Source organism: Sphingopyxis sp. GW821-FHT12F08, from assembly GCF_058806755.1.
Genome location: NZ_JBXAQA010000007.1, coordinates 63,634 through 86,788, shown reverse-complemented (window position 1 = coordinate 86,788; position 23,155 = coordinate 63,634). Strand labels below are relative to the sequence as shown.

Annotated in this window: 21 protein-coding genes and 2 tRNA genes; 15 read left to right on the top strand and 8 right to left on the bottom strand. The window is 67.1% G+C overall.

Annotated features, from left to right (window positions below; all coding sequences use genetic code 11):
* Window positions 1-53 precede the first annotated feature (53 nt).
* Window positions 54-2,018, bottom strand: a complete 1,965-nt coding sequence (locus tag AC1RNQ_RS18440) for a polysaccharide biosynthesis protein (RefSeq protein ID WP_493173481.1) — start codon at window positions 2,016-2,018, stop codon at window positions 54-56.
* Window positions 2,015-2,797 carry a metallophosphoesterase gene (locus AC1RNQ_RS18435; protein WP_493173479.1) on the bottom strand — a complete coding sequence of 261 codons (783 nt, stop codon included), beginning with the start codon at window positions 2,795-2,797 and terminating at the stop codon, window positions 2,015-2,017. Before AC1RNQ_RS18435 ends, AC1RNQ_RS18440 begins: the two co-directional genes overlap by 4 nt.
* A gap of 223 nt (window positions 2,798-3,020) precedes the next feature.
* Here AC1RNQ_RS18435 and wecB point away from each other — a divergent pair, with 223 nt between their 5' ends.
* The 10 genes from wecB (at window position 3,021) to AC1RNQ_RS18385 (ending at window position 13,746) form a co-directional block, all read left to right on the top strand.
* The gene (gene wecB, locus AC1RNQ_RS18430; protein WP_493173477.1) at window positions 3,021-4,136 is read left to right on the top strand and encodes a non-hydrolyzing UDP-N-acetylglucosamine 2-epimerase; all 1,116 of its coding nucleotides are present in this window, start codon (window positions 3,021-3,023) and stop codon (window positions 4,134-4,136) included.
* Window positions 4,126-5,421 (top strand): UDP-N-acetyl-D-mannosamine dehydrogenase, encoded by a 1,296-nt coding sequence (gene wecC / locus AC1RNQ_RS18425; protein ID WP_493173475.1) that lies wholly within the window; start codon window positions 4,126-4,128, stop codon window positions 5,419-5,421. Before wecB ends, wecC begins: the two co-directional genes overlap by 11 nt.
* A gap of 233 nt (window positions 5,422-5,654) precedes the next feature.
* Window positions 5,655-6,221, top strand: coding sequence for an ATP-dependent protease subunit HslV (gene hslV / locus AC1RNQ_RS18420; RefSeq protein WP_493173473.1), 567 nt, complete (start codon window positions 5,655-5,657; stop codon window positions 6,219-6,221).
* 4 nt (window positions 6,222-6,225) lie between these two features.
* Window positions 6,226-7,527 (top strand): ATP-dependent protease ATPase subunit HslU, encoded by a 1,302-nt coding sequence (hslU, locus tag AC1RNQ_RS18415; protein WP_493173471.1) that lies wholly within the window; start codon window positions 6,226-6,228, stop codon window positions 7,525-7,527.
* A gap of 142 nt (window positions 7,528-7,669) precedes the next feature.
* Window positions 7,670-8,515, top strand: coding sequence for a helix-turn-helix domain-containing protein (locus AC1RNQ_RS18410; RefSeq protein WP_493173470.1), 846 nt, complete (start codon window positions 7,670-7,672; stop codon window positions 8,513-8,515).
* Window positions 8,516-8,646: 131 nt separating this feature from the next.
* Window positions 8,647-9,630, top strand: a complete 984-nt coding sequence (locus AC1RNQ_RS18405; protein ID WP_493173468.1) for a tetratricopeptide repeat protein — start codon at window positions 8,647-8,649, stop codon at window positions 9,628-9,630.
* The gene (gene tilS, locus AC1RNQ_RS18400) at window positions 9,584-10,582 is read left to right on the top strand and encodes a tRNA lysidine(34) synthetase TilS (RefSeq protein ID WP_493173466.1); all 999 of its coding nucleotides are present in this window, start codon (window positions 9,584-9,586) and stop codon (window positions 10,580-10,582) included. Before AC1RNQ_RS18405 ends, tilS begins: the two co-directional genes overlap by 47 nt.
* 86 nt (window positions 10,583-10,668) lie before the next feature.
* Window positions 10,669-12,612: an ATP-dependent zinc metalloprotease FtsH gene (gene ftsH, locus AC1RNQ_RS18395; protein ID WP_493173464.1), complete on the top strand. Its 1,944-nt coding sequence runs from the start codon at window positions 10,669-10,671 to the stop codon at window positions 12,610-12,612.
* A 26-nt stretch (window positions 12,613-12,638) separates the two neighbouring features.
* Entirely contained in the window at window positions 12,639-13,130 is a 492-nt protein-coding gene (locus AC1RNQ_RS18390; RefSeq protein WP_493173462.1) for a hypothetical protein, read from the top strand.
* Between the two features lie 10 nt (window positions 13,131-13,140).
* Window positions 13,141-13,746: a DUF3800 domain-containing protein gene (locus AC1RNQ_RS18385; RefSeq protein WP_493173460.1), complete on the top strand. Its 606-nt coding sequence runs from the start codon at window positions 13,141-13,143 to the stop codon at window positions 13,744-13,746.
* A 93-nt stretch (window positions 13,747-13,839) separates the two neighbouring features.
* Here the strand turns inward: AC1RNQ_RS18385 and rpoZ are convergent, their stop codons facing one another.
* On the bottom strand, window positions 13,840-14,184 hold the full coding sequence (gene rpoZ / locus AC1RNQ_RS18380) for a DNA-directed RNA polymerase subunit omega (RefSeq protein WP_058808280.1): 345 nt from the start codon (window positions 14,182-14,184) through the stop codon (window positions 13,840-13,842).
* Between the two features lie 155 nt (window positions 14,185-14,339).
* Between rpoZ and AC1RNQ_RS18375 the strand changes: the two genes are divergently transcribed.
* Complete coding sequence (locus tag AC1RNQ_RS18375; RefSeq protein WP_493173458.1) at window positions 14,340-15,536, top strand: phospholipase D-like domain-containing protein; 1,197 nt, start codon at window positions 14,340-14,342, stop codon at window positions 15,534-15,536.
* A gap of 147 nt (window positions 15,537-15,683) precedes the next feature.
* Here AC1RNQ_RS18375 and AC1RNQ_RS18370 read toward each other — a convergent pair whose 3' ends face one another.
* On the bottom strand, window positions 15,684-16,322 hold the full coding sequence (locus tag AC1RNQ_RS18370; RefSeq protein ID WP_493173456.1) for a class I SAM-dependent methyltransferase: 639 nt from the start codon (window positions 16,320-16,322) through the stop codon (window positions 15,684-15,686).
* 178 nt (window positions 16,323-16,500) lie between these two features.
* On the opposite strand from AC1RNQ_RS18370, the gene AC1RNQ_RS18365 reads away from it, so the two are divergent.
* The gene (locus tag AC1RNQ_RS18365; protein WP_493173454.1) at window positions 16,501-17,811 is read left to right on the top strand and encodes an MFS transporter; all 1,311 of its coding nucleotides are present in this window, start codon (window positions 16,501-16,503) and stop codon (window positions 17,809-17,811) included.
* Window positions 17,812-17,897: 86 nt separating this feature from the next.
* On the opposite strand, the gene AC1RNQ_RS18360 is transcribed toward AC1RNQ_RS18365, so the two are convergent.
* Window positions 17,898-20,219, bottom strand: a complete 2,322-nt coding sequence (locus tag AC1RNQ_RS18360; RefSeq protein WP_493173452.1) for a CDC48 family AAA ATPase — start codon at window positions 20,217-20,219, stop codon at window positions 17,898-17,900.
* 136 nt (window positions 20,220-20,355) lie between these two features.
* Between AC1RNQ_RS18360 and AC1RNQ_RS18355 the strand changes: the two genes are divergently transcribed.
* A complete protein-coding gene (locus tag AC1RNQ_RS18355) occupies window positions 20,356-21,234 on the top strand; it encodes a LysR substrate-binding domain-containing protein (RefSeq protein ID WP_493173450.1) in 879 nt (292 codons plus the stop codon).
* A gap of 77 nt (window positions 21,235-21,311) precedes the next feature.
* Here the strand turns inward: AC1RNQ_RS18355 and AC1RNQ_RS18350 are convergent.
* A tRNA-Thr gene (locus AC1RNQ_RS18350) sits at window positions 21,312-21,386 on the bottom strand.
* Between the two features lie 116 nt (window positions 21,387-21,502).
* Between AC1RNQ_RS18350 and AC1RNQ_RS18345 the strand changes: the two genes are divergently transcribed.
* Window positions 21,503-21,631, top strand: coding sequence for a hypothetical protein (locus tag AC1RNQ_RS18345; protein ID WP_493173448.1), 129 nt, complete (start codon window positions 21,503-21,505; stop codon window positions 21,629-21,631).
* Here AC1RNQ_RS18345 and AC1RNQ_RS18340 read toward each other — a convergent pair.
* Together AC1RNQ_RS18340 and AC1RNQ_RS18335 are read right to left on the bottom strand one after the other, a co-directional pair.
* Window positions 21,621-21,935 (bottom strand): DUF1905 domain-containing protein, encoded by a 315-nt coding sequence (locus tag AC1RNQ_RS18340; RefSeq protein WP_493173446.1) that lies wholly within the window; start codon window positions 21,933-21,935, stop codon window positions 21,621-21,623. The genes AC1RNQ_RS18345 and AC1RNQ_RS18340 overlap by 11 nt on opposite strands.
* A 5-nt stretch (window positions 21,936-21,940) precedes the next feature.
* Entirely contained in the window at window positions 21,941-22,912 is a 972-nt protein-coding gene (locus AC1RNQ_RS18335; RefSeq protein WP_493173444.1) for a peptidylprolyl isomerase, read from the bottom strand.
* A 74-nt stretch (window positions 22,913-22,986) separates the two neighbouring features.
* Here AC1RNQ_RS18335 and AC1RNQ_RS18330 point away from each other — a divergent pair.
* Window positions 22,987-23,077, top strand: a tRNA-Ser gene (locus AC1RNQ_RS18330).
* The last annotated feature ends 78 nt before the right edge of the window (window positions 23,078-23,155 follow it).

The following is a 23,155-nucleotide window of genomic DNA, read 5'->3' as shown; positions in this document are numbered from 1 at the left end:
GATGAAGCCGCGCTATCGCAAGCGCCGGGACCGCGCAACGGCGGTGCCCGCGATCAGCCCGCGAGTGGCGCCTGCGCCGGACCGCTTTCCTGGTTCACCTCTTCGGCGGGCCGGAATTCGGGGACCAGCTCGTGGAGGATCGCCAGGCATTCGTCGGCGCGGCCATGGTCCATCGCGTCGCGCAGCGCGTCGAGCTTCGCCGACAGCTCCTGCCATTCGAGCATCGCCTCGCGCGCCTGCATGATCCGGCTGTGCCCCGTCGGCTTGGGATCGTCGCCGATCAACAGCTCTTCGTAGAGCTTCTCGCCCTGGCGCAGGCCGACCTCGGCGATTTCGATATCGCCGTCGGGATGGTCCTCGTCGCGCACGGTCAGCCCCGACAGGTTGATCATCGTGTGCGCCAGCTCGATGATCCGCACCGGCTTGCCCATGTCGAGCACGAACACCTCGCCGCCCTTGGCCATCGCGCCCGCCTGGATGACGAGCTGCGCCGCCTCGGGGATGGTCATGAAGAAGCGCGTGACGTCGCGGTGGGTGACCGTCACCGGCCCGCCATTCTTGATCTGCTCGCGGAACAAAGGCACGACCGACCCGCTCGACCCCAGCACGTTGCCGAAGCGCACCATCGCGAAGATCGTTTTGCTGCCGCGGCCCGCCAGCCCCTGCAGCACCAGCTCGCACACGCGCTTCGACGCGCCCATGACGTTGGTCGGGCGCACCGCCTTGTCGGTGCTGATCAGCACGAAATTGGTGACGCCGACGCGGTCGGCCTCGCTCGCCATGAACAAGGTGCCGCAGACATTGTTGCCGATGCCCGCGATGGGATTGGCCTCGACCAGCGGCACATGCTTGTACGCCGCGGCGTGAAAGATGGTGTCGGGCTGCCAGCGCGCGAGCAGGCGGCGCACGGTCGGCTGGTCGGTGACATTGGCCAGTTCCTCGATCAGCTCGGGCTGCTGCCCCTCGGGCAAGCCGGCGATCACCGCCTGCAGCTCCTGCCCGATCGCATAGAGGCCGAATTCGGAGGATTCGACGAGGATCAGCTTGTGCGGCCGCATCGTCACGATCTGGCGGGTCAGCTCGCTGCCGATCGAACCGCCGGCGCCGCTGACCATCACCGTCTTGCCGACGATCGTGCGGCCGAGCAGCAGCTGGTTCGGCGGTACCGGGTCGCGGCCGAGCAGATCCTCGATCTGGACGTCGCGCAGGTCGCTGACCGACACCTGTTCGTCGATGATCTGGCGCATCGCGGGCAGCATGCGGACGCGGATCGGCCAGTCTTCGAGCGACTTCATCACCCGGCGGCGCTTCGAACGGGTGACGTGGGGCAGCGCGAGCAGCACGTCGGTGACGCCATAGGTGTCGACCAGCCACGGCAATTTGGGGCGCGAATAGATCGGCACGCCGTCGATGATCTCGCCCTCGATCTTGCGGTCGTCGTCGATGAAACCGACGAGGCGCATCGACGGGTCGCTGCGTAGCGCCATCGCCAGCTGCTGCCCCGCCTCGCCCGCGCCATAGATGAGCGCGATCGACGCTTGCTGGATGTCGCGGCGCTTGAGCAGGTCGACGACGGCATAGCGCGCGAGGATGCGCGTCATCGCGAGGAGCAGCAGGAAGACGATCGGCTGGATCACCGAGACGGTGCGCGGCACGCCCTCCATGCCGACGAAGCCGAGGATGACGATCAGCGGGATCGAATAGAGCGCGACCGAATAGGCGAGCCCGACCATCGTCCGCCCGCCCGAGAAGCGCAGGATCGAGCTATAGGTGCCGCGCATCAGGAAGACCGGCAGCCAGCTCGACAGCGCGATCACCGACGCCAGGCCGACCCCGGCGTCGAAGATCTCCCAGCGGCCGAGGCGAAGCGAGAAGGCGATCAGCACCGCGGCGACGCAGAGCATCGCGTCGGCGACGATCAGGATCGCGCGCTTTTCGCTGCGCCCCAAGGCGACGAGCGACGCCAGCGTCGCGAGAATGCGCTCTTCGACCGCCCCCCAGGCCCGCGCGAGGATCATGCGGCGATGCCCTGCCCGGTCTTGAGGAAGCGCCGCGCGCTGCCTTCGATCACCAGCGCGGTGAGCATGCCGCTGCGATAGGCGCCGGTGTCGATGCCGATGCGGTTGACACGGCAATCGACGTCGGGGGTGATGGTGTGCCCGTGGACGACCATCATGCCATGGTCCCGGTTGTCGTCGAGGAATTCGTCGCGGATCCAGCGCAAGTCGTGGACCTGCTGCTGCTCGAGCGGGCGCCCGGGAAAAATGCCCGCATGGACAAAAAGATAGTCGCCGATCTGCACATAATCCACCATCGAACGGAATAAACGGACATGCGAAGCCGGTATGCCGGCGTGGATTTTGGCGACCAAGGCCTCTCTATCGCCGAAAATGGACGTGTCTTCAAGTCCATAGCTTTGCAGCGCCTGTTCCCCGCCATAGCGTATCCAGCCGGGCAGCTGCGAATGCGCGCCGTCGAGGATTTCGAGCAGCGCCTCTTCGTGGTTGCCCATCAGCAAATGCATCTCGTCGACGCCCCTGGGAACGGTCAACAGCCGCTCGACAACCTGTGCCGATTGCGGGCCGCGATCGATGAGGTCGCCGAGCATTACAAGGTGGACGCTGTCCGCGGGATCGCGCGCGCTTTCGTCGGCGATGCGCGCCAGCAGCGCGTCGAGCAGGTCGAGCCGCCCGTGGACGTCGCCGATGGCATAGACGCGCGTGCCTTCGGGCACCTGCGGCCAGTCGTCGGCAACGGGCTCCGGGGCCGGCTTGCGGCTGAAAAGTCTTTTGATCATCATCTTACCGATTGAAACTGACACCCCACCCCAATGCCGGTCTGTCGCCGCAGCCCCGCTACAACGCACAAATCGCCCCCGGGATGCATATCCCCGTGCATTTACCGGCAACGCCCGCAATGACAAGGATCACACCTTTGCCGCTTTCGCCACGAAGTTAAGCGGATAACAACCAAAATCGGCTAGGAGACATGTACATGACCCGCCGAGACAAGAGCCCCCGATGAAAGTGATGACGGTGTTCGGGACGCGTCCCGAAGCGATCAAGATGTTTCCCGTGGTGCACGCCTTGCGGCGCCAGCCGGGGCTCGACGTGCGCGTCTGCGTCACCGCGCAGCACCGCGAGATGCTCGACCAGGTGCTCGATATCGCGCGCATCGTCCCGGACATCGACCTTGACGTCATGCAGGCGAACCAGACGCTCGACGGTCTGCTCGCTCGGCTCGTTGTGGGGCTCGGCGAGACCTTCGACGCCGAAAAGCCCGACCGCATCCTCGTCCATGGCGACACGCTGACGACGATGGCCGCCACTTTGTCCGCCTATTTCCGCAAGATCCCCGTCGGCCATGTCGAGGCCGGGCTGCGTAGCGGCAATATCTATCACCCCTGGCCCGAGGAGGTGAACCGCAAGGTGACCGGTGCGGTCGCCGACCTGCATTTCGCGCCGACCGGGACGGCTGCGGCGGCGTTGCGCGCCGAGAATGTCCCCGCCGACCGCATCCATGTCACCGGCAACACCGTGATCGACGCGTTGCTCGCGACCAAGGCAAGGATCGACGAGGAACCCGCGCTGGCCGCGGGGCTCGATCCGTTGCTTGCGCGGTTCGCGGATAAGCGCATCGTTGCGGTCACCTCGCACCGGCGCGAGAATTTCGGCGACGGCATGAAGGCGATCGCCGACGCCATCGCCGCGATCGCGGCGCGCGCCGACGTCGCGGTGATCTTCCCGGTCCACCCCAATCCGCATGTCCGCGCGGCGATGGAGCCGATCCTCGGCGGCCTCGCCAATGTCGCGCTGATCGACCCGCTCGATTATCCGCATTTCGTCCGCCTGCTCGCATCGAGCGAGCTGGTGCTCACCGACAGCGGCGGCGTACAGGAGGAAGCCCCCTCGCTCGGCAAGCCGGTGCTGGTGATGCGCGAGACCACAGAGCGCCCCGAAGGCATCGAGGCGGGCACCGCGCGGCTCGTAGGGACCAACCGCGACACCATCGTTTCCGAAATTTTCAGCCTTTTGGACGATGAAGGCTCCTACGCTGCCATGGCGCGCGCCCACAATCCGTTCGGCGACGGCACGGCTGGCACCCAGATTGCGGAGATTGTCGCGCGTGCCCGTTGATATCGAACAGAAAGTCACCGTCGTCGGCCTCGGCTATATCGGCCTGCCGACCGCCGCGCTGATCGCGCGCTCGGGCTGCAAGGTCACCGGCATCGACGTCAGCGCGCATGTCGTCGAGACGGTCAACAACGGCAAGGTGCATATCGAGGAAGTCGATCTCGACGGCCTGGTGCAAGGCGTCGTGTCGCGCGGCGCGCTCGTCGCCTCCACCGAAATGGTCGCCGCCGACACCTTCGTGATCGCGGTGCCGACCCCGCACGACGACGAGCATCGGCCCGACATCAGCTACGTCCTCGACGCCGCGCGTTCGATCGCCAAAGTGCTCGTGCCGGGCAATCTGGTGATCCTCGAATCGACCTCGCCGGTCGGCACGACCGAGAAGGTCGCCGAACTGCTCGCCGCCGAGCGCCCCGACCTGAAAGTCCCGGGCCGCTGCGCCGGTACGCCCGATATCTTCCTCGCTTATTGCCCCGAGCGCGTTTTGCCGGGGCGCATCCTCGTCGAACTGGTCGACAACGACCGCTGCATCGGCGGCATCACCCCGCGCTGCGCGCGCCGCGCGATGACCTTCTATCGCCAGTTCGTGCGCGGCGCCTGCGTCACCACCACCGCGCGCGCCGCCGAAATGGTCAAGCTGGTCGAGAACAGCTACCGCGACGTCAACATCGCCTTCGCCAACGAGCTGTCGATGATTGCCGACAAGATGGGGGTCGATGTGTGGGACGTGATCCGCCTCGCCAACCTCCACCCCCGCGTCAACATCCTGCAGCCGGGCCCCGGCGTCGGCGGGCATTGCATCGCGGTCGACCCCTGGTTCCTCGTGCATGGCGCGCCCGACGAAAGCCGGCTGATCCGCACCGCGCGCGAGGTCAATCTGTCGAAGACCGCGCATGTGATCGCCGCGACCGCCGCGCTCGTCGCGAGCCATCCGCAGGCGAAGGTCGGCGTGCTCGGGCTCGCGTTCAAACCCAATATCGACGATTTCCGCGAAAGCCCGGCGGTCGAGGTTGCGGCCGCGCTCGCGCGCCAGTTCGGCAAGCGCATCCGCATCGTCGAACCCTTCGCGCGCGGTCTGCCGATGGAATTCGCGGGCAGCGGCGCGGAGCTGGTCGAGCTCGACGATGCGCTCGCCGAGTGCGACCTGATGATCGTGCTCGTCGATCACGACGTGTTCAAATCGGTCCCGCTCGAGGAGCGCAGCGGCAAGATCGTCTACGACACGCGCGGCCTGTGGCCCGACCAGGGCTGGCCGGCGGCGGCAAGCGTGCCGCGGGCGGTGGCTTAATTTCCTTCTCCCTTGATGGGAGAAGGATACGCAGCCTTGGTCGCGAAGCGGCTTAGGCGGAGTTGGATGAGGGTGATGGCGCGTGCTCGCGCCGTTCGTTTCAGACCGAAGCCGCACCCCCACCGCTGCGGCTAACGAACAAGTTCGTAAGTCTCGCTGCCTCCCCCATCGAGGGGGAGGAAGGCAATTCCCTCCCCTTGCACCCCTCGCCTCACTCTCCCATATCGCCCCGCATGACCGATCCCCATCCGCATAGTGCCTCGCCCTGGCACGGAACCACCATCCTTTCCGCCCGCAGCGCCGACAAGGTCGTCATCATCGGTGACGGCCAGGTGTCGATGGGGCAGACGGTGATGAAGCCCAACGCCCGCAAAGTGCGCCGCCTGCACGACGGCAGCGTCATCGGCGGCTTCGCCGGCGCGACCGCCGACGCCTTCACTTTGTTCGAGCGGCTCGAGAGCAAGCTCGAGCGGCACAACGGGCAATTGCTGCGCGCCGCGGTCGAGCTCGCCAAGGACTGGCGCACCGACAAATATCTGCGCAACCTCGAGGCGATGATGATCGTCGCCGACAAGGAAGTGACGCTTGTCATCACCGGCAACGGCGATGTGCTCGAACCCAAGGGCGGGATCGCCGCGATCGGGTCGGGCGGCAATTTCGCACTGTCGGCGGCGCGCGCGCTGGTCGATTACGAGAAGGACCCCGAGGTGCTGGTGCGCAAGGCGATGGAGGTCGCGGCCGACATCTGCGTCTACACCAACGACCAGTTCACCTCCGAAACCATCGAAATCCAGGCATGATCATATGAACGATGCACTGACTCCGAAGGCGATCGTCGCCGCGCTCGACACGCATATCATCGGCCAGGACGCCGCCAAGCGCGCGGTCGCGGTGGCGCTGCGCAACCGCTGGCGCCGCCAGAAACTGCCTGCCGAATTGCGCGACGAGGTCAGCCCCAAGAATATCCTGATGATCGGCCCCACCGGCTGCGGCAAGACCGAGATTTCGCGCCGCCTGGCCAAGCTCGCCGACGCACCCTTCATCAAGGTCGAGGCCACCAAATTCACCGAGGTCGGCTATGTCGGCCGCGACGTCGAACAGATCGCGCGCGACCTGGTCGAGGAAGCCGTGCGGCTCGAAAAGGAACGCCGCCGCGGCGCGGTGCGGGCCGCCGCCGAAGAGGCGGCGATGGAGCGGCTGCTCGACGCGCTGACCGGCAAGGGCGCGAGCGAGGCGACGCGCCAGAGTTTCCGCCAGCGCATCCGCGAGGGCCATCTCGACGACAGCGAGGTCGAGATCGAGGTTTCCGACGCGCCTTCGATGCCGTTCGACCTGCCCGGCCAGCCGGGACAGATGAGCATGATCAACCTCTCCGACATGCTCGGCAAGGCGATGGGCGGGCTGCCCAAGAAGCGCCGCAAGATGAAGGTCATCGACGCCGCGACGCGGCTGATCGAGGAAGAGCAGGACAAGCGGCTCGACCAGGACGATGTCGCGCGCGTCGCGCTCGCCGATGCCGAGGCGAACGGCATCGTCTTCCTCGACGAGATCGACAAGATCGCGGTCAGCGACGTGCGCGGCGGATCGGTGAGCCGCGAGGGCGTCCAGCGCGACCTGCTGCCGCTGATCGAAGGCACCACCGTCGCGACCAAATATGGCCCGATGAAGACCGACCATATCCTGTTCATCGCGTCGGGCGCCTTCCATGTCGCGAAGCCGAGCGACCTGCTCCCCGAACTCCAGGGCCGCCTGCCGATCCGCGTCGAACTGGGGGCGCTGACCGAGAGCGATTTCGTGCGCATCCTGAGCGAAACGAAGGCGGGCCTGCCCGAACAATATGCCGCGCTGCTCGGCACCGAGGGCGTGACGCTGAACTTCAAGCCCGACGCGATCGCGCGCGTCGCCAAGCTCGCCGCCGAGGTCAACGAGAAGGTCGAGAATATCGGCGCACGCCGGCTGCAGACGATCATGGAACGCCTCGTCGAGGAGGTCAGCTTCACCGCCGAGGATATCGGCGGCACGTCGCTCGACATCGACGCGGCCTATGTCGACCGCCAGCTCGCGGACATCGTCGGCGACACCGACCTCAGCAAATATGTGCTCTGATCGCGGAGTGCTCCGGCGGGCTTAATAGCAGCCCTTTTCAGCCGTTCATTTACCGAACTTCATTTGACTTTGCCGCGCCGTCGGTGCGATGAACGGCGCGCACGGTCGAACCGGGTTGCTAACGGCCGGCACGGAGACAGTAATGGCAGACGAGGAGGCCCCGGAGCAGGGCGAACTGGCGATTACCCGCACGGGCGACCGGCTGCGGCTGGCGCGCGAAGCGGCGGGGCTGTCGCTCGCCGACGTCGCGACGCGCACGCGGATCACCCAACGCCACCTCGAAGCGATCGAGAGGTCCGATTTCTCCGCCCTCCCCGGCCGCACCTATGTCACCGGTTTCGCACGCGCCTATGCCCGCGCCATCGACCTGCCCGAGGCCGAGATCGGCGCCGCGGTGCGCCGCGAGCTCGAAGACGAAGAATATGGCCGCCCGTCGTACGAAGCTTATGAGCCGACCGATCCCGCGCGGCTGCCGACCGCCCGGCTGACCTGGACGCTGGTCATCGTCGCGCTGGTGCTGGTGTCGGCATATGGCGTGTGGCGCTTCCTGTCGGTCGAGCCCGACGAGGCACTGATCGCGGCGCAGAACCGCGCGGCCGAGGAATCGGAAGCCCCCGCGAAATCGGCGACTCCCGCGGCCAAGGCCGTGACCAAGGCCGGCGCCGTCCCCGCCGACGCCCCCGTGGTCCTCACCGGCCTGTCCGAAGTGTGGATCGGCTTCGACGATGCGACGGGCAAGACCGAGAATTGGCGCACGCTCGAGGCCGGCGAGACCTATGAGGTGCCGCCCGCCTATATCCAGCAGTTCACGCTGCGCACCAGCATCCCGCAGGCGCTGAAGGTCACCGTCGGCGGCCGCGATATCGGCGCGGTCGGCCCCGCCGATACGCTGGTCAAGAATATCTCGATGAAGCCCGCCGATCTCGTCGCGCGCGCCGAGGGCGCGGGTGCAGCGCAGACGCTGCCGCCTGTTCCCACCAAACGCTGAGGGGCGCGTACGAGCCTCGAACGCTCGACGGACCGAAGCGTCGCTGCGCCGATTGGATTTGCGCAAATGCCCCCGTGCGCGTTATGGATCGCGCGATGGTTAACTGGGTGGGGGCCGAAAGGCAGATGAACATGCGTCACAACATACTCCTGGGCACCGCGGCGATGGCGCTCGCGGTTTCGATCCCGGGCGCGGCGACGGCGCAGGACGACACGATCGGCAAACGCGTCGACCGGCTGGAAAAGGAGATGCGCGCGGTACAGCGCTCGGTCTTTCCGGGCGGTAGCCCGACCTTCTTCGAAGGCGAGATCGCGCCCGACAACACGCCGGGCGAGCGCGCGCGGAGCGGCGCCAATGCCCCGGTGATCGACCTGACCGCGCGCGTCGACGCGCTCGAAAGCCAGCTCCAGACGCTGACCGGCCAGACCGAACAGAACGCCTTCCAGCTGCGCGAGCTCGAAAAGCAGTTCACCGCCTATAAGGCCGAGATGGAAAAGCGCCTCGCCGCGCCGCCGCCGGTGACCGAAACCACGACGACGCCTGCGAGCCTGCCGCTGACGCCCGTGGTAAAGCCGCCCGCGACGACGACGACGGCGTCGACAACCAAGCCCGCCGCGACGACGCCCACCGCGGCGCCCGCGAAAAAGCCCGCGGCAACGCCCGCTGCGTCGGCCAGCAGCGCAGCGCGGCTGGCGCTGGTCAAGAAGGTCGAGATCCCCGCCACGGGCAACGAGGTCGATGACGGCTATAATTACGGCTACCGCCTGTGGGAGGCGAAGCTCTATCCCGAGGCGCAGACGCAGCTGAAGGACGTCGTCGCCAAATGGCCGAACCACCGGCTTGCCAGCTTTGCGCAGAACCTGCTCGGCCGCGCCTATCTCGACGAGGGCAAGCCGAGCCTCGCCGCGGTCGCTTTCTATAATAATTACAAGCAGAACCCCGGTGGAGCTCGCGCGCCGCACAGTCTGATGTACATGGGCGTCGCGCTCGACAAGCTCGGCCGCAAGGATGCGGCGTGCAAGGCCTTCGCCGAACTCCAAGATACCTATGGCGACAAGGCGCCGCAGGATGTCCGCACCGATGCAGCCGCCGCAAAAACAAAAGCCGGCTGCTGAGGCCGACGCGCCGCACCGGCTCGCGCGCCAGTTCGAGGCGCTGGTCGGGCCGGGCTGGCAGCAGCGCAGTTACGGCGTCGCGGTCTCGGGTGGCCCCGACTCCATGGCCTTGCTCTGGCTGATGGCGAGCCTGCTCCCCGGCCAGGTCAAGGCCGCGACGGTCGACCACGGCCTACGTCAGGGTTCGGCCGAGGAAGCACGGATGGTCGCGGGCTTCTGCGCGCGCGAGCGTATCCCGCACAGCACGCTCACCCCGCCAACGCCGATCAAGGGATCGCAGCAGGCGGCGGCGCGCGCCGAGCGCTATCGCCTGCTCGAACAATGGCGCGCCGACGAAGGGCTCGCGCATATCCTGACCGCGCACCACGCCGACGACCAGCTCGAAACGATCGTCATGCGGCTCAACCGCAGCAGCGGTGTCGGCGGCCTCGCCGCGATCCGCGCGAAGAACGGCTATATTCTCCGCCCGCTGCTCCACTGGCGCCGCGACGAGCTGGTGCGGCTCGCGCTCGACGAGGACCTGCCCTTCGTCGACGATCCGTCGAACGCCGACAGCCGCTTCGACCGCGCCCGGCTGCGCCACGCGCTGGCATCGCAGAGCGTGCTCGACGTCGAGGCCGCGGCGCGCTCGGCCGACTGGCTCGCCGAGGCCGATGACGCGATCGACTGGGCGGTCGAGCGGCTGATCGCCGGCTGGCCCGATGCATCGGACATCGCGGTGATCCGCGACGAGGGCTATCCGCCCGAGATTTTTCGCCGCGTCGTCACCCAGCGGCTGCGCGCCAACGCCGCCGGGCTCGCGCTGCGCGGCGCCTCGCTCGACGGCGTCGTCAAGGCGATGAAGGACGGGCGCCGGGCTATGGTCGGCGCCTTGCTGATCGACGCCGTTCCGGGCCTCGAAGGCACGATCTGGCGCATTTCCGCCGCGCCGCGCCGGAAAGCGCGCAAATAAGGCCGAAAGGCTCATTGTCATTTAACGCGATTATCCTATCTTGGCAGGATACAAGCGCGACGCGCGCGGCTTTTGGAAAGATTCCGATGCAGGACGACAAGGAACCGCAGGGCAACCCCTGGATGAAGAGCGTGATGATCTGGAGCGGCATCTTGCTTGCCATGCTCCTCGTCGCCTCGATGTTCGGCGGCGCGTCGCAGCCTGCGGGCAACCCGCTGACCTATTCGGAGTTCCGCCAGAAGATCGTGGACGGCAGCGTCAAGGATGTCGTGCTGACCGAGGAACGCGCGACGGGCACGCTGTCGAACGGCGACCGCTTCAGCGCGAACCTGATCCGCGATCCCGAGCTGCTCAAGCTCCTCAACGACAACAACGTCAAATATGACGGCAAGCCGACCGAAACCGGCAATATCTGGGTCTATCTGCTGATCCAGTCGCTGCCCTTCCTGCTGATCCTCGGCATTGCCTTCTTCGTCTTCCGCCAGGTGCAGAAGAACAATGGTTCGGGCGCGATGGGTTTCGGCAAGTCGCGCGCCAAGATGCTCACCGAAAAGCAGGGCCGCGTGACCTTCGACGATGTCGCGGGCATCGACGAGGCGCGCGAGGAGCTCGAGGAAATCGTCGAATTCCTGAAGGACCCGACCAAATTCTCGAAGCTCGGCGGCCAGATTCCCAAGGGCGCGTTGCTCGTCGGCTCGCCCGGCACCGGCAAGACCCTGCTCGCCCGCGCGATCGCGGGTGAGGCGGGCGTGCCCTTCTTCACCATTTCGGGCTCGGACTTCGTCGAGATGTTCGTCGGCGTCGGTGCCAGCCGCGTCCGCGACATGTTCGAACAGGCGAAGCGCAACGCGCCGTGCATCGTCTTCATCGACGAAATCGACGCGGTCGGCCGCCACCGCGGCGCCGGGCTCGGCAACGGCAACGACGAGCGCGAACAGACGCTGAACCAGCTGCTCGTCGAGATGGACGGTTTCGAGGCCAATGAAGGCATCATCATCGTCGCTGCGACCAACCGTCCCGACGTGCTCGATCCCGCGCTGCTCCGCCCGGGCCGCTTCGACCGCCAGGTCGTCGTGCCGCGCCCCGACATCGAGGGGCGTCAGAAGATCCTCGAGGTGCACACGCGCAAGAAACCGCTCGCGCCCGATGTCGACCTGCGCCGCATCGCACGCGGGACCCCGGGGTTTTCGGGTGCCGACCTCGCCAACCTCTGCAACGAAGCCGCGCTTCTGGCGGCGCGCAGGGGCAAGCGCCTGATCGCCAGCAACGAGTTCGAGGAAGCCAAGGACAAGGTCATGATGGGCGCCGAGCGCCGTTCGATGGTCATGACCGAGGACGAAAAGAAGGCAACCGCCTATCACGAGGCGGGGCATGCGCTCGTCTCGCTGCACGTCGAGGGCAATGATCCGCTGCACAAGGTCACGATCATCCCGCGCGGCCGTGCGCTGGGCGTGACGTGGAACCTGCCCGAACGCGACCGTTATTCGACCAATATGAAGCAGATGAAGGCGCGCCTCGCGCTCTGCTTCGGCGGCCGCATCGCCGAACAGCTGATCTACGGCAAGGACGAGCTCAACACCGGCGCGTCGAACGACATCCAGCAGGCGACCGACATGGCGCGCTCGATGGTCATGGAATATGGCATGTCCGAAAAGCTCGGCTGGCTGCGTTATCGCGACAACCAGGACGAGGTGTTCCTCGGCCACAGCGTGTCGCGCGCGCAGAATATGTCGGAGGACACCGCGCGGCTGATCGACGCCGAAGTCCGCCGCCTCGTCGAGGAAGGCGAGAATGTCGCGCGCAAGGTGCTGACCGACAATATCGACGAGCTTCACCTGCTCGCCGCCGCGCTGCTCGAATATGAGACGCTGTCGGGCGAGGAATCGAAGCGCGCGATCAAGGGCGAGGATATCGGCCGCGAGGACGATGCCGACAAGCGCGGCACGCCCGTGTCGGGCCACGCCGGCGGCCTGCCGCAGATCAAGCGCAAGCCGCGCCCCTTCGGCGGTCCCAACCCGCAGGGCGCCTGACCCGGTCGCCCGCGGGGGGATTGGAAATGAAGCGCCTGAAATTCAGCCTGCCCCGCTTCGGGCTCGGCGTCGCGGCGATGTTCGCGCTCGCCAGCCCGGCGCAGGCGTTCCAGCGCGTCCAATTCTCGCAGCGGATCGAGCTGGAGAAGGTCGACATCGGCGCCGGCGGCCAGCGCAGCATCAGCTTTGCCGAGCCCGAGGTGGTGATCCCCGGGGACCGGCTGCGCTACCAGCTGCAGATGGAAAACAAGACCGCCGAGCCCGCGGCCAGCCTGACCTTCGTCAATCCGATCCCGCGCGCGATACGTTTCGTCGGCACCGACGATCTCGACGGCTTCGCGGTCTCGGTCGATGGCGGCACGAGCTTCGGGTCGCTCGACAAGCTTCGCGTTACCTTCCCCGGCGCCATGCCGCGCGCCGCGACGCGCGAGGACGTCACCCACGTTCAATGGACGCTCGCCGAACCGCTCGCCGCGGGCGCGGTCAAGACGGTGACCTTCTTCGGCGGCGTCTGCTGAGCGGGCGGCGATGACCATCTATTGCGACGAATCGGGCGGGCTCAATGCCGGCGCCATGACCTTTGCCGCGGTGATGCTCACTCCGCAGGCGGCCGCCGACATCCACAGGCGTTTCCGCGCCGTCACCGGGCTGCGCGGCGAGCTCAAGGGCAGCCGCATCAGCATCGTCGAGCGCGCCTATCTGCTCGAACTGGTCGACCGCGCGGGCGGCCGTGCCTGGGTCGCGGTGGCGAAGCGCGAGCAGCTCGCGCAATCGCCCGGCGGCACGCTGCCGAGCGACCTCGCGCTCTATGGTGCCTTGCTCAACAGCGCGGTCGGCCATTGGCTCCCCGAAACGGGCGGCGTGTGCACCGACGTCGTGATCGACGACGGCCGCTACGACCCCAAGATATTGTCGCACGTCCGCGAGGATATCCAGGCGGGCCTCGGCCAGTGGGGCCGCGCCACGCTCGCCGACAGCAAGCGCAGCGACGGCGTGCAGATCGCCGACGTGATCGCGAACAGCCTGTTCAACGTCGCGGTCGACTCGCCGCGCGCGCACCGGATCGAGCGGATCATCGAACCGATGCTGGCGTCGAAGGCGATCAGGGTGGCAGAGCTGACGCGGGTTCCCTGAGCAGCCGATCCTCCCCCAACGGGGAGTAACCTTATCCGACAAAAAAGGGCCGCGGTTTCCCACGGCCCTCCTTGGTGATCTTGCTGTCGCGACTTATTCGAAGTCGCTGCCGCCGCCCGCGGGGCTGCGCGGCGGTGCGGCGGCGGTGAGGCGGAGCGCCTCGGCCGAGCGTGCGATCGAGCTGATTTCGTCGGGCGTGTCGTCGTCGTCGACGACGACCTTCTGCAGCGAGCCGACGAGCGTTTCGGACAGGTCCTTCGGACGCACCGTCTGTTCGGCGATTTCGCGCAGCGCGACGACGGGGTTCTTGTCGCGGTCGCGGTCGATGGTCAGCTCCGAACCGCCCGAGATTTCGCGGGCGCGGTGCGCCGAGAGCAGAACCAGGTCGAAACGGTTGGGGACTTTGTCGACGCAATCTTCGACGGTAACGCGGGCCATGTTTTTTCCTTGATCGAGGAGAGGCCGGCCCGGGGGGCTGGCGGCAAGCGCTGCGCGCTAGCAGGCGGGCCGGCGAATGTCAACGAAACCGCGTGCCCTTCCCCCGACTTCCCCTCGCCCTTGCCCGCGCCGCAAGCCAGCGCCTATGGTGCCGCATGACCGCCGAACCCGTGTCCGCCTGCGAAGCCCAAACGATCAAGGCGGACGTCGCGGGCCACGCGATCGAGGTCATCGTCGACGGCGACGAAAGGCTCGTCCGCCTGCTGACGCTGCTGAACGGCGCGATCCGCAGCATCGACATGGTCATGTATATCTTCGAGCATGACGCGGCGGGTTCGCGCGTGCTGGGGGCGATGACCGCGGCGGCGAAGCGCGGGGTGCGCGTGCGCGCGGTGATCGACAGCTTCGGATCGGGCGACGTGCCGGACAGCGTCTTCACCCCCTTGCGCGAAGCCGGCGGCAGCGTCACCTTCTTCTCGCGCCACTGGCGGTCGAGCTATTTGATCCGCAACCACCAGAAGCTGCTGCTGATCGACGAAAATGTCGCGATCACCGGCGGTTTCAACATCGCCGAACCCTATCTCGGCACGCGGCTGAGCCATTGCTGGTTCGACCTCGGCGTGCTCGTCCGCGGCCCGTCGGTGGCGCGCATGGTGCAATGGTTCGCGGAGATCCACGACTATACGGTCAACGACGACGGCAAGCTCTTGATGCTGCGCCGGCTGATCCGCGAATGGCCGGTCGATATCGGCCCGGTGAGCTGGCTCGTCGGCGGCCCGACCCAGCGGCTGTCGCCCTGGGCGCGTGCGGTGCGCGCCGACCTCGACAAGGCGCGCCAGCTCGATATGGCGATGGCCTATTTTTCGCCCGGCCAGGGCATGCTCCGCCGCCTCGGCCGCGTCGCCAAGCGTGGCCGCGCGCGCTTCGTGATGGCAGCGAAGTCGGACAATCCCGCGACGATCGGCGCCTCGCGCCTGCTCTATGGCTATCTGCTGCGCAAGCGGTCGACGATCTGGGAATATCTGCCGTGCCGGCTGCACATGAAGCTGATCGTGGTCGACGATGTCGTCTATGTCGGCACCGCCAATTTCGACATGCGCAGCCTGTTCATGAACGTCGAGGTGATGCTGCGCGTCGCCGACGCGGGCTTTGCGCAGCAGATGCGCGATTTCATCGCGGGGCTGGAGCCCGATTGCGACGCCATCACCGCGGCCAAGCACAAGAAACGCGGCACCTGGCTGACGCGGCTGCGCTGGATGCTCGCCTGGTTCGTCGTCGGCGTCGCCGATTATACGGTATCCCGCCGGCTCAATTTCGGATTGGGCGAAATCGATCCCGAGACCGAGGTTTAGGTCAAAGGACCGGTCGCCATTCGGCTCAGGGCGAGCCGAAAATGGTGGTTTCTCGTGACCTGGAGCGCAGCGTACTTCGGTACGTGAGCACCGGAAGCGCGAGAGGCCGCCATTTGCAGGCCGCCATGGGCCGAATGGCGATCGGTCCTAGTCTTTCCAGCCCCAGAAGAGGAAGCAGGGCGGGACATTGACCCATTCGAACGCATTGTCGATGCGGGTAAAATGCGCCGCGAGGAAGTCGCGCGCGCGGGCGCGGAACTGATAGACGAGGAAGGCGCCGCCGGGGCGCAGCACGCGATGCGTCGCCGCCGCGATCGCCGGGCCGACGCCCGCCGGCAGCGTCGAGAAAGGCAGGCCCGACAGCACATAATCGGCATGGTCGAAGCCGTGCGCGCGGACGATCTCCTCGACGTCGGCGGCCGATCCGTGCACCGCGATGAAGCGGCTGTCGCGGATGTCCTTGCGCAGATAGTCGATAAAATCCTCGTTGGTGTCGATCGCGATCAGCGTCGCATCGCCCGCCATCTTTTCGAGCACCGGGCGGCAGAAGGTGCCGACGCCGGGGCCATATTCGACGAAGAGCCTGGTGTTCTTCCAGTCGACGGGCTTCAGCATGTGGCGGATCAGCGTCGGCGAGGACGGCACGATCGACCCGACCATCACCGGATGCTTGATGAAGCCCTTCACGAACATGCCCCAAGGCCCGAAAAAGCGCTTTGCGCGGTCGCGGATCCGCTGGGACAGCGCGACCTTCTGTTCTTGGGCATGCGCCCGGAGATTGGACATGATGGCTTTCGCGTTGTTGCGGATGCCGAAGGCGTGGCAAAAAGCCGCGCCGGACGCAAGGAAAGACTATGCTTGACAATGCGCTCGTGCGTTCCGCGTCTGGACAGACGGGACAGTGCGTGTAGGGGATTGGGTACCGTCGATCCGCACGCGCGGAAGCAAAAAGGGGGAGAGCGACATGTCGACGATCAGCCGCTCGATCCCCGCCGACCGCATGGCGGTGCTCTTTGCGGTGATGCTCGTCGCCGCCGCGGGCAACACCGCGATGCAGTCGATCCTGCCCGCGATCGGCGCCAAGCTGCACATCCCCGACGTCTGGGTCAGCCTCGCCTTCAGCTGGTCGGCGCTGCTGTGGGTGCTCACCGCGCCGCACTGGGCGCGCCAGTCGGACAAGCGCGGGCGCAAGGCGCTGATGGCGCTCGGCGTGATCGGCTTCCTCTCGTCGATGGCGCTGTGCGGGCTCGTTTTGTGGTCGGGGCTCGAGGGCTGGCTCGCGGCGGGGGTGACCTTCGTCCTCTTCGCACTGTTCCGCAGCCTTTATGGCGGGCTGGGCTCGGCGGCGCCGCCCGCGGTGCAGGCTTATGTCGCCTCGCGCACCGATCCGGAGGAGCGGACGCAGGCGCTGTCGCTCGTCTCCTCTTCCTTCGGGCTGGGGACGGTGATCGGTCCCGCGATCGCGCCCTTCTTCATCCTGCCCTTCGTCGGGCTCGCGGGCCCGCTGCTGGTTTTCGCGCTGATCGGCCTCGCTGTGCTGATCGCCCTGCGTTGGCGGCTACCCGACGATGTTCCGCGTTTCGCGGCGCGCGGCAATATCGCCTCCTACCCGACCACGGGCGGCTCGCCCGAGGCAGCGACCGACGAGGCGGAGGACGAGATCGTCGACCCCTCGTCCGCCGCATCGCCGCCGCTGCGCTGGACCGACGCGCGCGTGCGGCCCTGGCTGCTCGCGGGGCTGTTCGGCGGACAGGCGCAGGCGATGATGCTCGGCGTCATCGGCTTCCTGATCCTCGACCGCATGAATCTCCGCCTGCGCCCCGACGAGGGCGCGGCGATCACCGGCATCGTGCTGATGGCGGGCGCCTTCGCGACCCTGCTGTCGCAATGGGGGCTGATCCCGCTGCTCAAGATGTCGCCGCGCACCGCGGTGCTCGTCGGCGCGGCGCTCGGCGGGGCCGGCACGCTGATGACCGGGCTGTCGTTCGACCTCCACGGCATCATCATCGGCTTCGCGCTCGCCTCGCTGGGCTTCGGGCTGTTCCGACCGGGTTTCACCGCGGGGTCGTCGCTCGCGGTGCCGCGCCGCGACCAAGGCGCGGTCGCGGGCATGACCGCGTCGATCAACGGCTCGGCGTATATCGTCTCGCCCGCGATCGGGGTGCTGCTCTATAACTGGCACCCGATCGTCGCCTACGGCCTGATGGCGGGCTTTTGCGGCTGGCTGGTCCTGTGGGGCTGGAAGGCGCTCCGACTGGAAGCCGGTACCCACTAACTGTCATCCCGGCGAAGGCCGGGATCTCGCCGGGGCATCATGACGCGAGGTTGAGATCCCGGCCCTCGCCGGGATGACGTAATAGTTTAATCCTTCGACTCCTCGTGCTTCCTTTCGCGCACGGGCTTGAGCATGCCCGGCGCGAAGAAGCCGATCGGGTCGACGCTCATCGCATTCTGTTTGATCTCGCCCTGGATCTTTTCATAATCCTTCTCCATTGCCTCGGTGACCGAGGCGCGCGTGTCCTTCAGCGCGGTTTCGAAATCCTCCATCGTCACCGTCTCGGCGCCCATCGAGCGCTTGAGCGCGGCAAGGCCCGCGCGGCGCGTGAGGTCTTCCAGATCGGCGCCGGTGAAGCGATCCGACTTCTCGGCGAGCACTCCCAGGTCAACATCCTTGTCGAGCGGCATCTTGCCTGTCTGGATCTCGAGGATGCGCCGCCGTCCCTCGGCATTGGGCACCGACACATAGATCAGTTCGTCGAGCCGTCCCGGGCGCAGCAGCGCGGGATCAATCAGGTTCGGGCGGTTGGTTGCGCCGATCACGACGACCGACTGCATTTCCTCGATCCCGTCCATCTCGGCGAGGATCGTGTTGACGACGCGCTCGGTCACCTGCGGCTCGCCCGACGTGCCGCTACCGCGCGCGGGCACCAGGCTGTCGAGTTCGTCGATGAAGACGATCGTCGGCGCGACCGCGCGGGCGCGCTGGAACAGCCGCGCGATCTGCTGCTCGCTCTCGCCATACCATTTCGACAAGAGGTCCGACGACTTGATCGAGATGAAGTTGGCGTCGGATTCGCGCGCCGCGGCCTTGGCGAGCAGGGTCTTGCCCGTGCCCGGCGGACCATAGAGCAGGAAGCCCTTCGCGGCCCGAATCCCCAGCCGCCGGAACGCCTCGGGATTCTTCAGCGGCAGTTCGATCCCTTCGATCAGCTTGTCGCGCGCGGCGTCGAGCCCGCCGATGTCGCTCCAGCGCGTCTTGGGCGCCTGAACCATCACCTCGCGCATCGCCGACGGCTGGACGCGTTTCAGCGCATTGTTGAAGTCGGCGCGCGTCACGCGCAGTTCGTCGAGCACCTCGGGCGGGATCGTCCCTTCCTCGAGGTTCAGCTTGGGCATGATCCGCCGCACCGCCTCGATCGCCGCCTCGCGCGTCAGCGCCGCCATGTCGGCGCCGACGAAACCGAAGGTCGTGCGTGCGAGCTCGTCCAGATCGACATCCTCGCCCAGCGGCATACCGCGCGTATGGATCCCCAATATCTCGCGCCGTCCCTTTTCGTCGGGGACGCCGATGACGATCTCGCGGTCGAAACGGCCCGGGCGCCGCAGCGCCTCGTCGATCGCGTCGGGGCGGTTGGTCGCGGCGATGACCACCAGGTTGGTTCGCGGCTCCAGCCCGTCCATCAGCGTCAGCAATTGCGCGACGAGCCGCTTTTCGGCCTCGCCCTGCACCTGCCCGCGCTTCGGCGCGATCGAATCGATCTCGTCGATGAACAGGATCGACGGCGCGGCCTTCGCGGCCTGCTCGAAGATATCGCGCAACCGCTTTTCGGACTCGCCATAGGCGGACCCCATGATCTCGGGCCCGTTGATCAGGAAGAATTGCGCCTCGCTCTCGTTGGCGACCGCGCGCGCCAGCCGCGTCTTGCCGGTTCCCGGCGGCCCGTGCAGCAGCACCCCGCGCGGCGGATCGACGCCCAGGCGGCGGAACAGCTCGGGATAGCGCAAGGGCAGCTCGACCATCTCGCGCAGTTGGTCGATCGTCTCGCCCAGCCCGCCCAGATCGTCATAGGTGACGTCGGTGCGCCGTGCGTCCTGCGGCTCCTGAAATTCGGGCAGCAGCTCGATCTCGGTATTTTCGTCGATGAAGACGACGCCCTTGGGGCTCGCCGACACCACGAGCAGGCGCACCTCGGCCAACGCGTAAGCCGGAGCGTTGAGCATCTGGCGCAGCTGCGGTGGCATGTCGCCCGACGGCAGCCGCTGCTGCCCCGCCGTCGCCACCGTGTCGCCCGCGACCAGCGGCCGCCCGAAGAAGCTGCGTTTCAAGGCATTGGCCGAGCCCTGCAGCCGCAGATTCTCCTGCGCCGGGGCGAACACCACGCGCGCCGCGGGGCGCGTCTCGACGCGGGTCAGCGCCACCATGTCGCCCGCGCCCGCGCCGGCATTGGCGCGCTGCAGCCCGTCGAGGCGGATGACGTCGAGCCCCTCGTCCTCGGCATAGGGCAAAACGACGCGCGACGCGGTGTCGCGCTTGCCGCTGATCTGGACGATATCGCCCTCGGAGAGCCCCAGTTCGGCCATGGCCGCGCGCGGGATTCGCGCGATGCCGCCGCCGCTTTCCTCGGCCCGCGCGTTGGCAACCTGCAGTTTGACCTGTTTTTCTTTCACCGCTGCGTCGGCCAAGGCGTGTCTCCCGCAAAATGGTCAGAACGGCGAAGATAGGGAGGTCGTTCCCCCTTTGCGACCCCAAGCTTATGACGCAGTGCACAAAAGTCTGGCAGGACGCGCGGTGTCATGTCATCATTGCGGGCGAACGATCATGGCACGCCTCCCCCCCCTCAGCAGCATGGAAGCCTTTCTCGAGGTTGCCCGGCATGGCACGGTCAAGGCCGCGGCGATCGAGCTTGGCCTGTCAATGCCCGCGCTGTCGCGGCGCATCCAGACGCTCGAGCATGCCGTCGGCCGCCCGCTGTTCGATCGCCACCATCATGGGCTGCGGCTGACCGAGGCGGGGCGTGCGCTGCAGGACCAGCTATCGCCGATTCTGGACGATTTGCGCAGCGTCATCGCGCAGGCGGGCAGCCCCGACGCGTCGCTGCGCCTCCACCTCAACGTCCTGCCGCTCTTCGCGCAGCAGCGGCTCTTCCCGCGCCTGCCCGAGCTCCGGCAAAAGCATCCCGAGCTGCATATCGATATCGAGACGATGTCGCACGCCGAGGCGCGGCTCGGCGAGGGCATCGACGCCGCGATCGCGCTCGCGCGCTCGATCGATCCGGCGCTCTATGCCGCGCGGCTCGATCAGGACAAGGTCTTCCCGATCGCCGCCCGCACGCTCACCGACTGCAACCGCCCGATCACCGTCCCCGAACAGCTCCAGCGCGCGACGATCCTGCTCCACCGCGAAATGCCCGAGACCTTCGGCGAATGGCGCAAGGCGATCGGCATGCCGTATCTCGAGCCTGCGGGAATCGACTATTTCGATTCGGGGCCGCTGATGCTCGAGGCCGCGGCGCAGGGCATCGGCGTCGCCTTCATGCACGGCCATCATTTCGACGATGCGCACGACCCGCGGCTCGTCCGGCTGTTCGATTTCGACGTCGACAGCCCGTACAGCTACTGGTTCGTGTGCCGCCCGCGCGCGCTGCGCCAGCCGGCGGTCAAGCTGTTCCACGACTGGCTGCTCGGCGCGAAGATCTGACGCGCGCGATTCAGCGGCAGGGCGCCGGGGCGGGCAGTCAGTCGCCCCGAGGGCAGAGCCTTGCAGATGGTAGGAAATGGTGCTGCTGGACAGGATTGAACTGTCGACCTCGTCATTACCAATGACGCGCTCTACCACTGAGCTACAGCAGCAACCGGGCGCCCGCGAACGCATGTCTGCGGGGCAGGCGCGGCCTATGGCGGGGCGCCCTTCGCCTGTCAAGGCGATAGGCTTGACGCTGGACAGATTTCGCGCGCATGGACGGCCCGTGAGCAAGCCGCCCTCCCCCGCCGACCTCGAACGCGAACGCCGCCTGGCCGATGCGCTGCGCGAAAATCTGCGCAAAAGAAAGGCGCAGGCGCGCGAGGGCAAGGCCAAAACCCCACCTAAAGACTGACGGTCACCGTCACGTCGTCGCCCTCGGCGATCCCCTCGGCCTTGCGCACCGCGGCCTTGACCGGCAGCAGCCAGCCGCCGCTCTCCTTGTGCGGAAAGACCGAGGTCTGCCAGACGGTCTCGCCGATCGCCACGCTCACCCGCGCCGAGCCGAACCCGCCGCGCTTGTCGAGCCATTGCCCCGACATCGCGGCAAAGCGGATCCCGTCGGCCGCCTCGCCCGCGATGGTCAGGAAGAACCAGGCAGCGGGCGCGGTCGCCGATTGCCAGCGCCATAGCGGCGTGGTGGTGGTGAAGGTCTCCACCGTCCCTATTTCACCGCGCGCACCGGCACCGGGATATTGCAGATGTCGGCGCCGCCGGCGGGCACGTTGAAAAAGGGATCGCGCCGGTTCGCGCGGGCGTTGGCGTAGCGCTGGAAGCTGCTGCTGTCGGTCGACAGATATTCGAACCTCGGCTGGTCGGCGGCGGGCAGATCGCTGGCGATGCGGATCGACGCGATTGGCACCCGCTCCCTCGCGTCTTCGTAGAAGCCGAGCCCACCGGTCCCGCGCGGCAGGCTCGACAGATGCTCGATTCCGCTGATCACACGGCCGACGACGGCGATATTCCGGTCGAGGTGGCGCGGCGCATGGCCGATCACCGTGTAGAGTTCGGCGCCGCTGCCAGTATCGGGCGACAGGTTGCGGCCGACGCCGACCGCGCCGTAGCAATGGATCGGCCAAGCCTTGGCCGGGTTGGGGTCGGGCAAGCCGGACAGCCGGACATCGTCGAGTGCGACCGGCATGCCGTTCGCAAAGCTATAGCCGCCGCTGCGCCAATAGGGATCGGCCATCAGCGCGCGCTCGTGATCGACGATCAGCCGTTTCAGGCTATAGGCGGCGTCCCCGCTGAGAACATAGTCGCTTTCGGGCACAGTCGCCAAACCCTCGGGCAGCGCCTTCCTCTCGGTCGCGTCGCCCCATTGCGCTACGTAATTGTCCTGCAGGCGGTTGACGCTCGTCCCGTCCCACCAATGCGCGGCAGCGAGCTTGCGAATGTTGCCCACCCACCCCGCGACGAAGGGCGCGGGCATCAACTGGATGACGACGCGGCGCGCCTTGCCCGCTGCATCGGGCGCCAAGTCTATGACCAGCATATCCGACGCCGGAATCGCGATCCAGTCGCTCGCCGGCGCCGCGGCGGCGATCTCGCCCGGCGACGGCGGCGGCGACGCCTCCTGCGCGGCGACGGAAGAGGAAAGCGCGAGTACCGCAGCGGCGGCAAGGAAACGATGGTTCATGCCATCCGTCTGCCACGCCTATCCGACTTGCGAAAGCCCCGCCAAGCGATTAGGGCGCGCCTTCCAGTGCATGCGGAGCGGTGGCCGAGTGGTCGAAGGCGCTCGCCTGGAAAGTGAGTATAGGTCAAAAGCCTATCGTGGGTTCGAATCCCACCCGCTCCGCCACCTTCATCCGGGCAAACCGCAGATTTCTGTTGCCGGAGCCCGGTCGGCGGCTAATCCTTGCCCGAAGAACAATCGGAG

Bases quoted from the DNA above. Each gene is read 5' to 3' on its own strand.
- tilS (WP_493173466.1), top strand. From the start codon at position 9,584: ATGTCCGCACCGATGCAGCCGCCGCAAAAACAAAAGCCGGCTGCTGAG.
- AC1RNQ_RS18370 (WP_493173456.1), bottom strand. From the start codon at position 16,322: ATGTCCAATCTCCGGGCGCATGCCCAAGAACAGAAGGTCGCGCTGTCC.
- AC1RNQ_RS18410 (WP_493173470.1), top strand. From the start codon at position 7,670: ATGGCAGACGAGGAGGCCCCGGAGCAGGGCGAACTGGCGATTACCCGC.
- wecB (WP_493173477.1), top strand. From the start codon at position 3,021: ATGAAAGTGATGACGGTGTTCGGGACGCGTCCCGAAGCGATCAAGATG.
- AC1RNQ_RS18405 (WP_493173468.1), top strand. From the start codon at position 8,647: ATGCGTCACAACATACTCCTGGGCACCGCGGCGATGGCGCTCGCGGTT.
- hslU (WP_493173471.1), top strand. From the start codon at position 6,226: ATGAACGATGCACTGACTCCGAAGGCGATCGTCGCCGCGCTCGACACG.
- AC1RNQ_RS18385 (WP_493173460.1), top strand. From the start codon at position 13,141: ATGACCATCTATTGCGACGAATCGGGCGGGCTCAATGCCGGCGCCATG.
- rpoZ (WP_058808280.1), bottom strand. From the start codon at position 14,184: ATGGCCCGCGTTACCGTCGAAGATTGCGTCGACAAAGTCCCCAACCGT.
- AC1RNQ_RS18355 (WP_493173450.1), top strand. From the start codon at position 20,356: ATGGCACGCCTCCCCCCCCTCAGCAGCATGGAAGCCTTTCTCGAGGTT.
- AC1RNQ_RS18335 (WP_493173444.1), bottom strand. From the start codon at position 22,912: ATGAACCATCGTTTCCTTGCCGCCGCTGCGGTACTCGCGCTTTCCTCT.
- AC1RNQ_RS18390 (WP_493173462.1), top strand. From the start codon at position 12,639: ATGAAGCGCCTGAAATTCAGCCTGCCCCGCTTCGGGCTCGGCGTCGCG.
- AC1RNQ_RS18435 (WP_493173479.1), bottom strand. From the start codon at position 2,797: ATGATCAAAAGACTTTTCAGCCGCAAGCCGGCCCCGGAGCCCGTTGCC.
- ftsH (WP_493173464.1), top strand. From the start codon at position 10,669: ATGCAGGACGACAAGGAACCGCAGGGCAACCCCTGGATGAAGAGCGTG.
- AC1RNQ_RS18365 (WP_493173454.1), top strand. From the start codon at position 16,501: ATGTCGACGATCAGCCGCTCGATCCCCGCCGACCGCATGGCGGTGCTC.
- AC1RNQ_RS18440 (WP_493173481.1), bottom strand. From the start codon at position 2,018: ATGATCCTCGCGCGGGCCTGGGGGGCGGTCGAAGAGCGCATTCTCGCG.
- AC1RNQ_RS18375 (WP_493173458.1), top strand. From the start codon at position 14,340: ATGACCGCCGAACCCGTGTCCGCCTGCGAAGCCCAAACGATCAAGGCG.
- hslV (WP_493173473.1), top strand. From the start codon at position 5,655: ATGACCGATCCCCATCCGCATAGTGCCTCGCCCTGGCACGGAACCACC.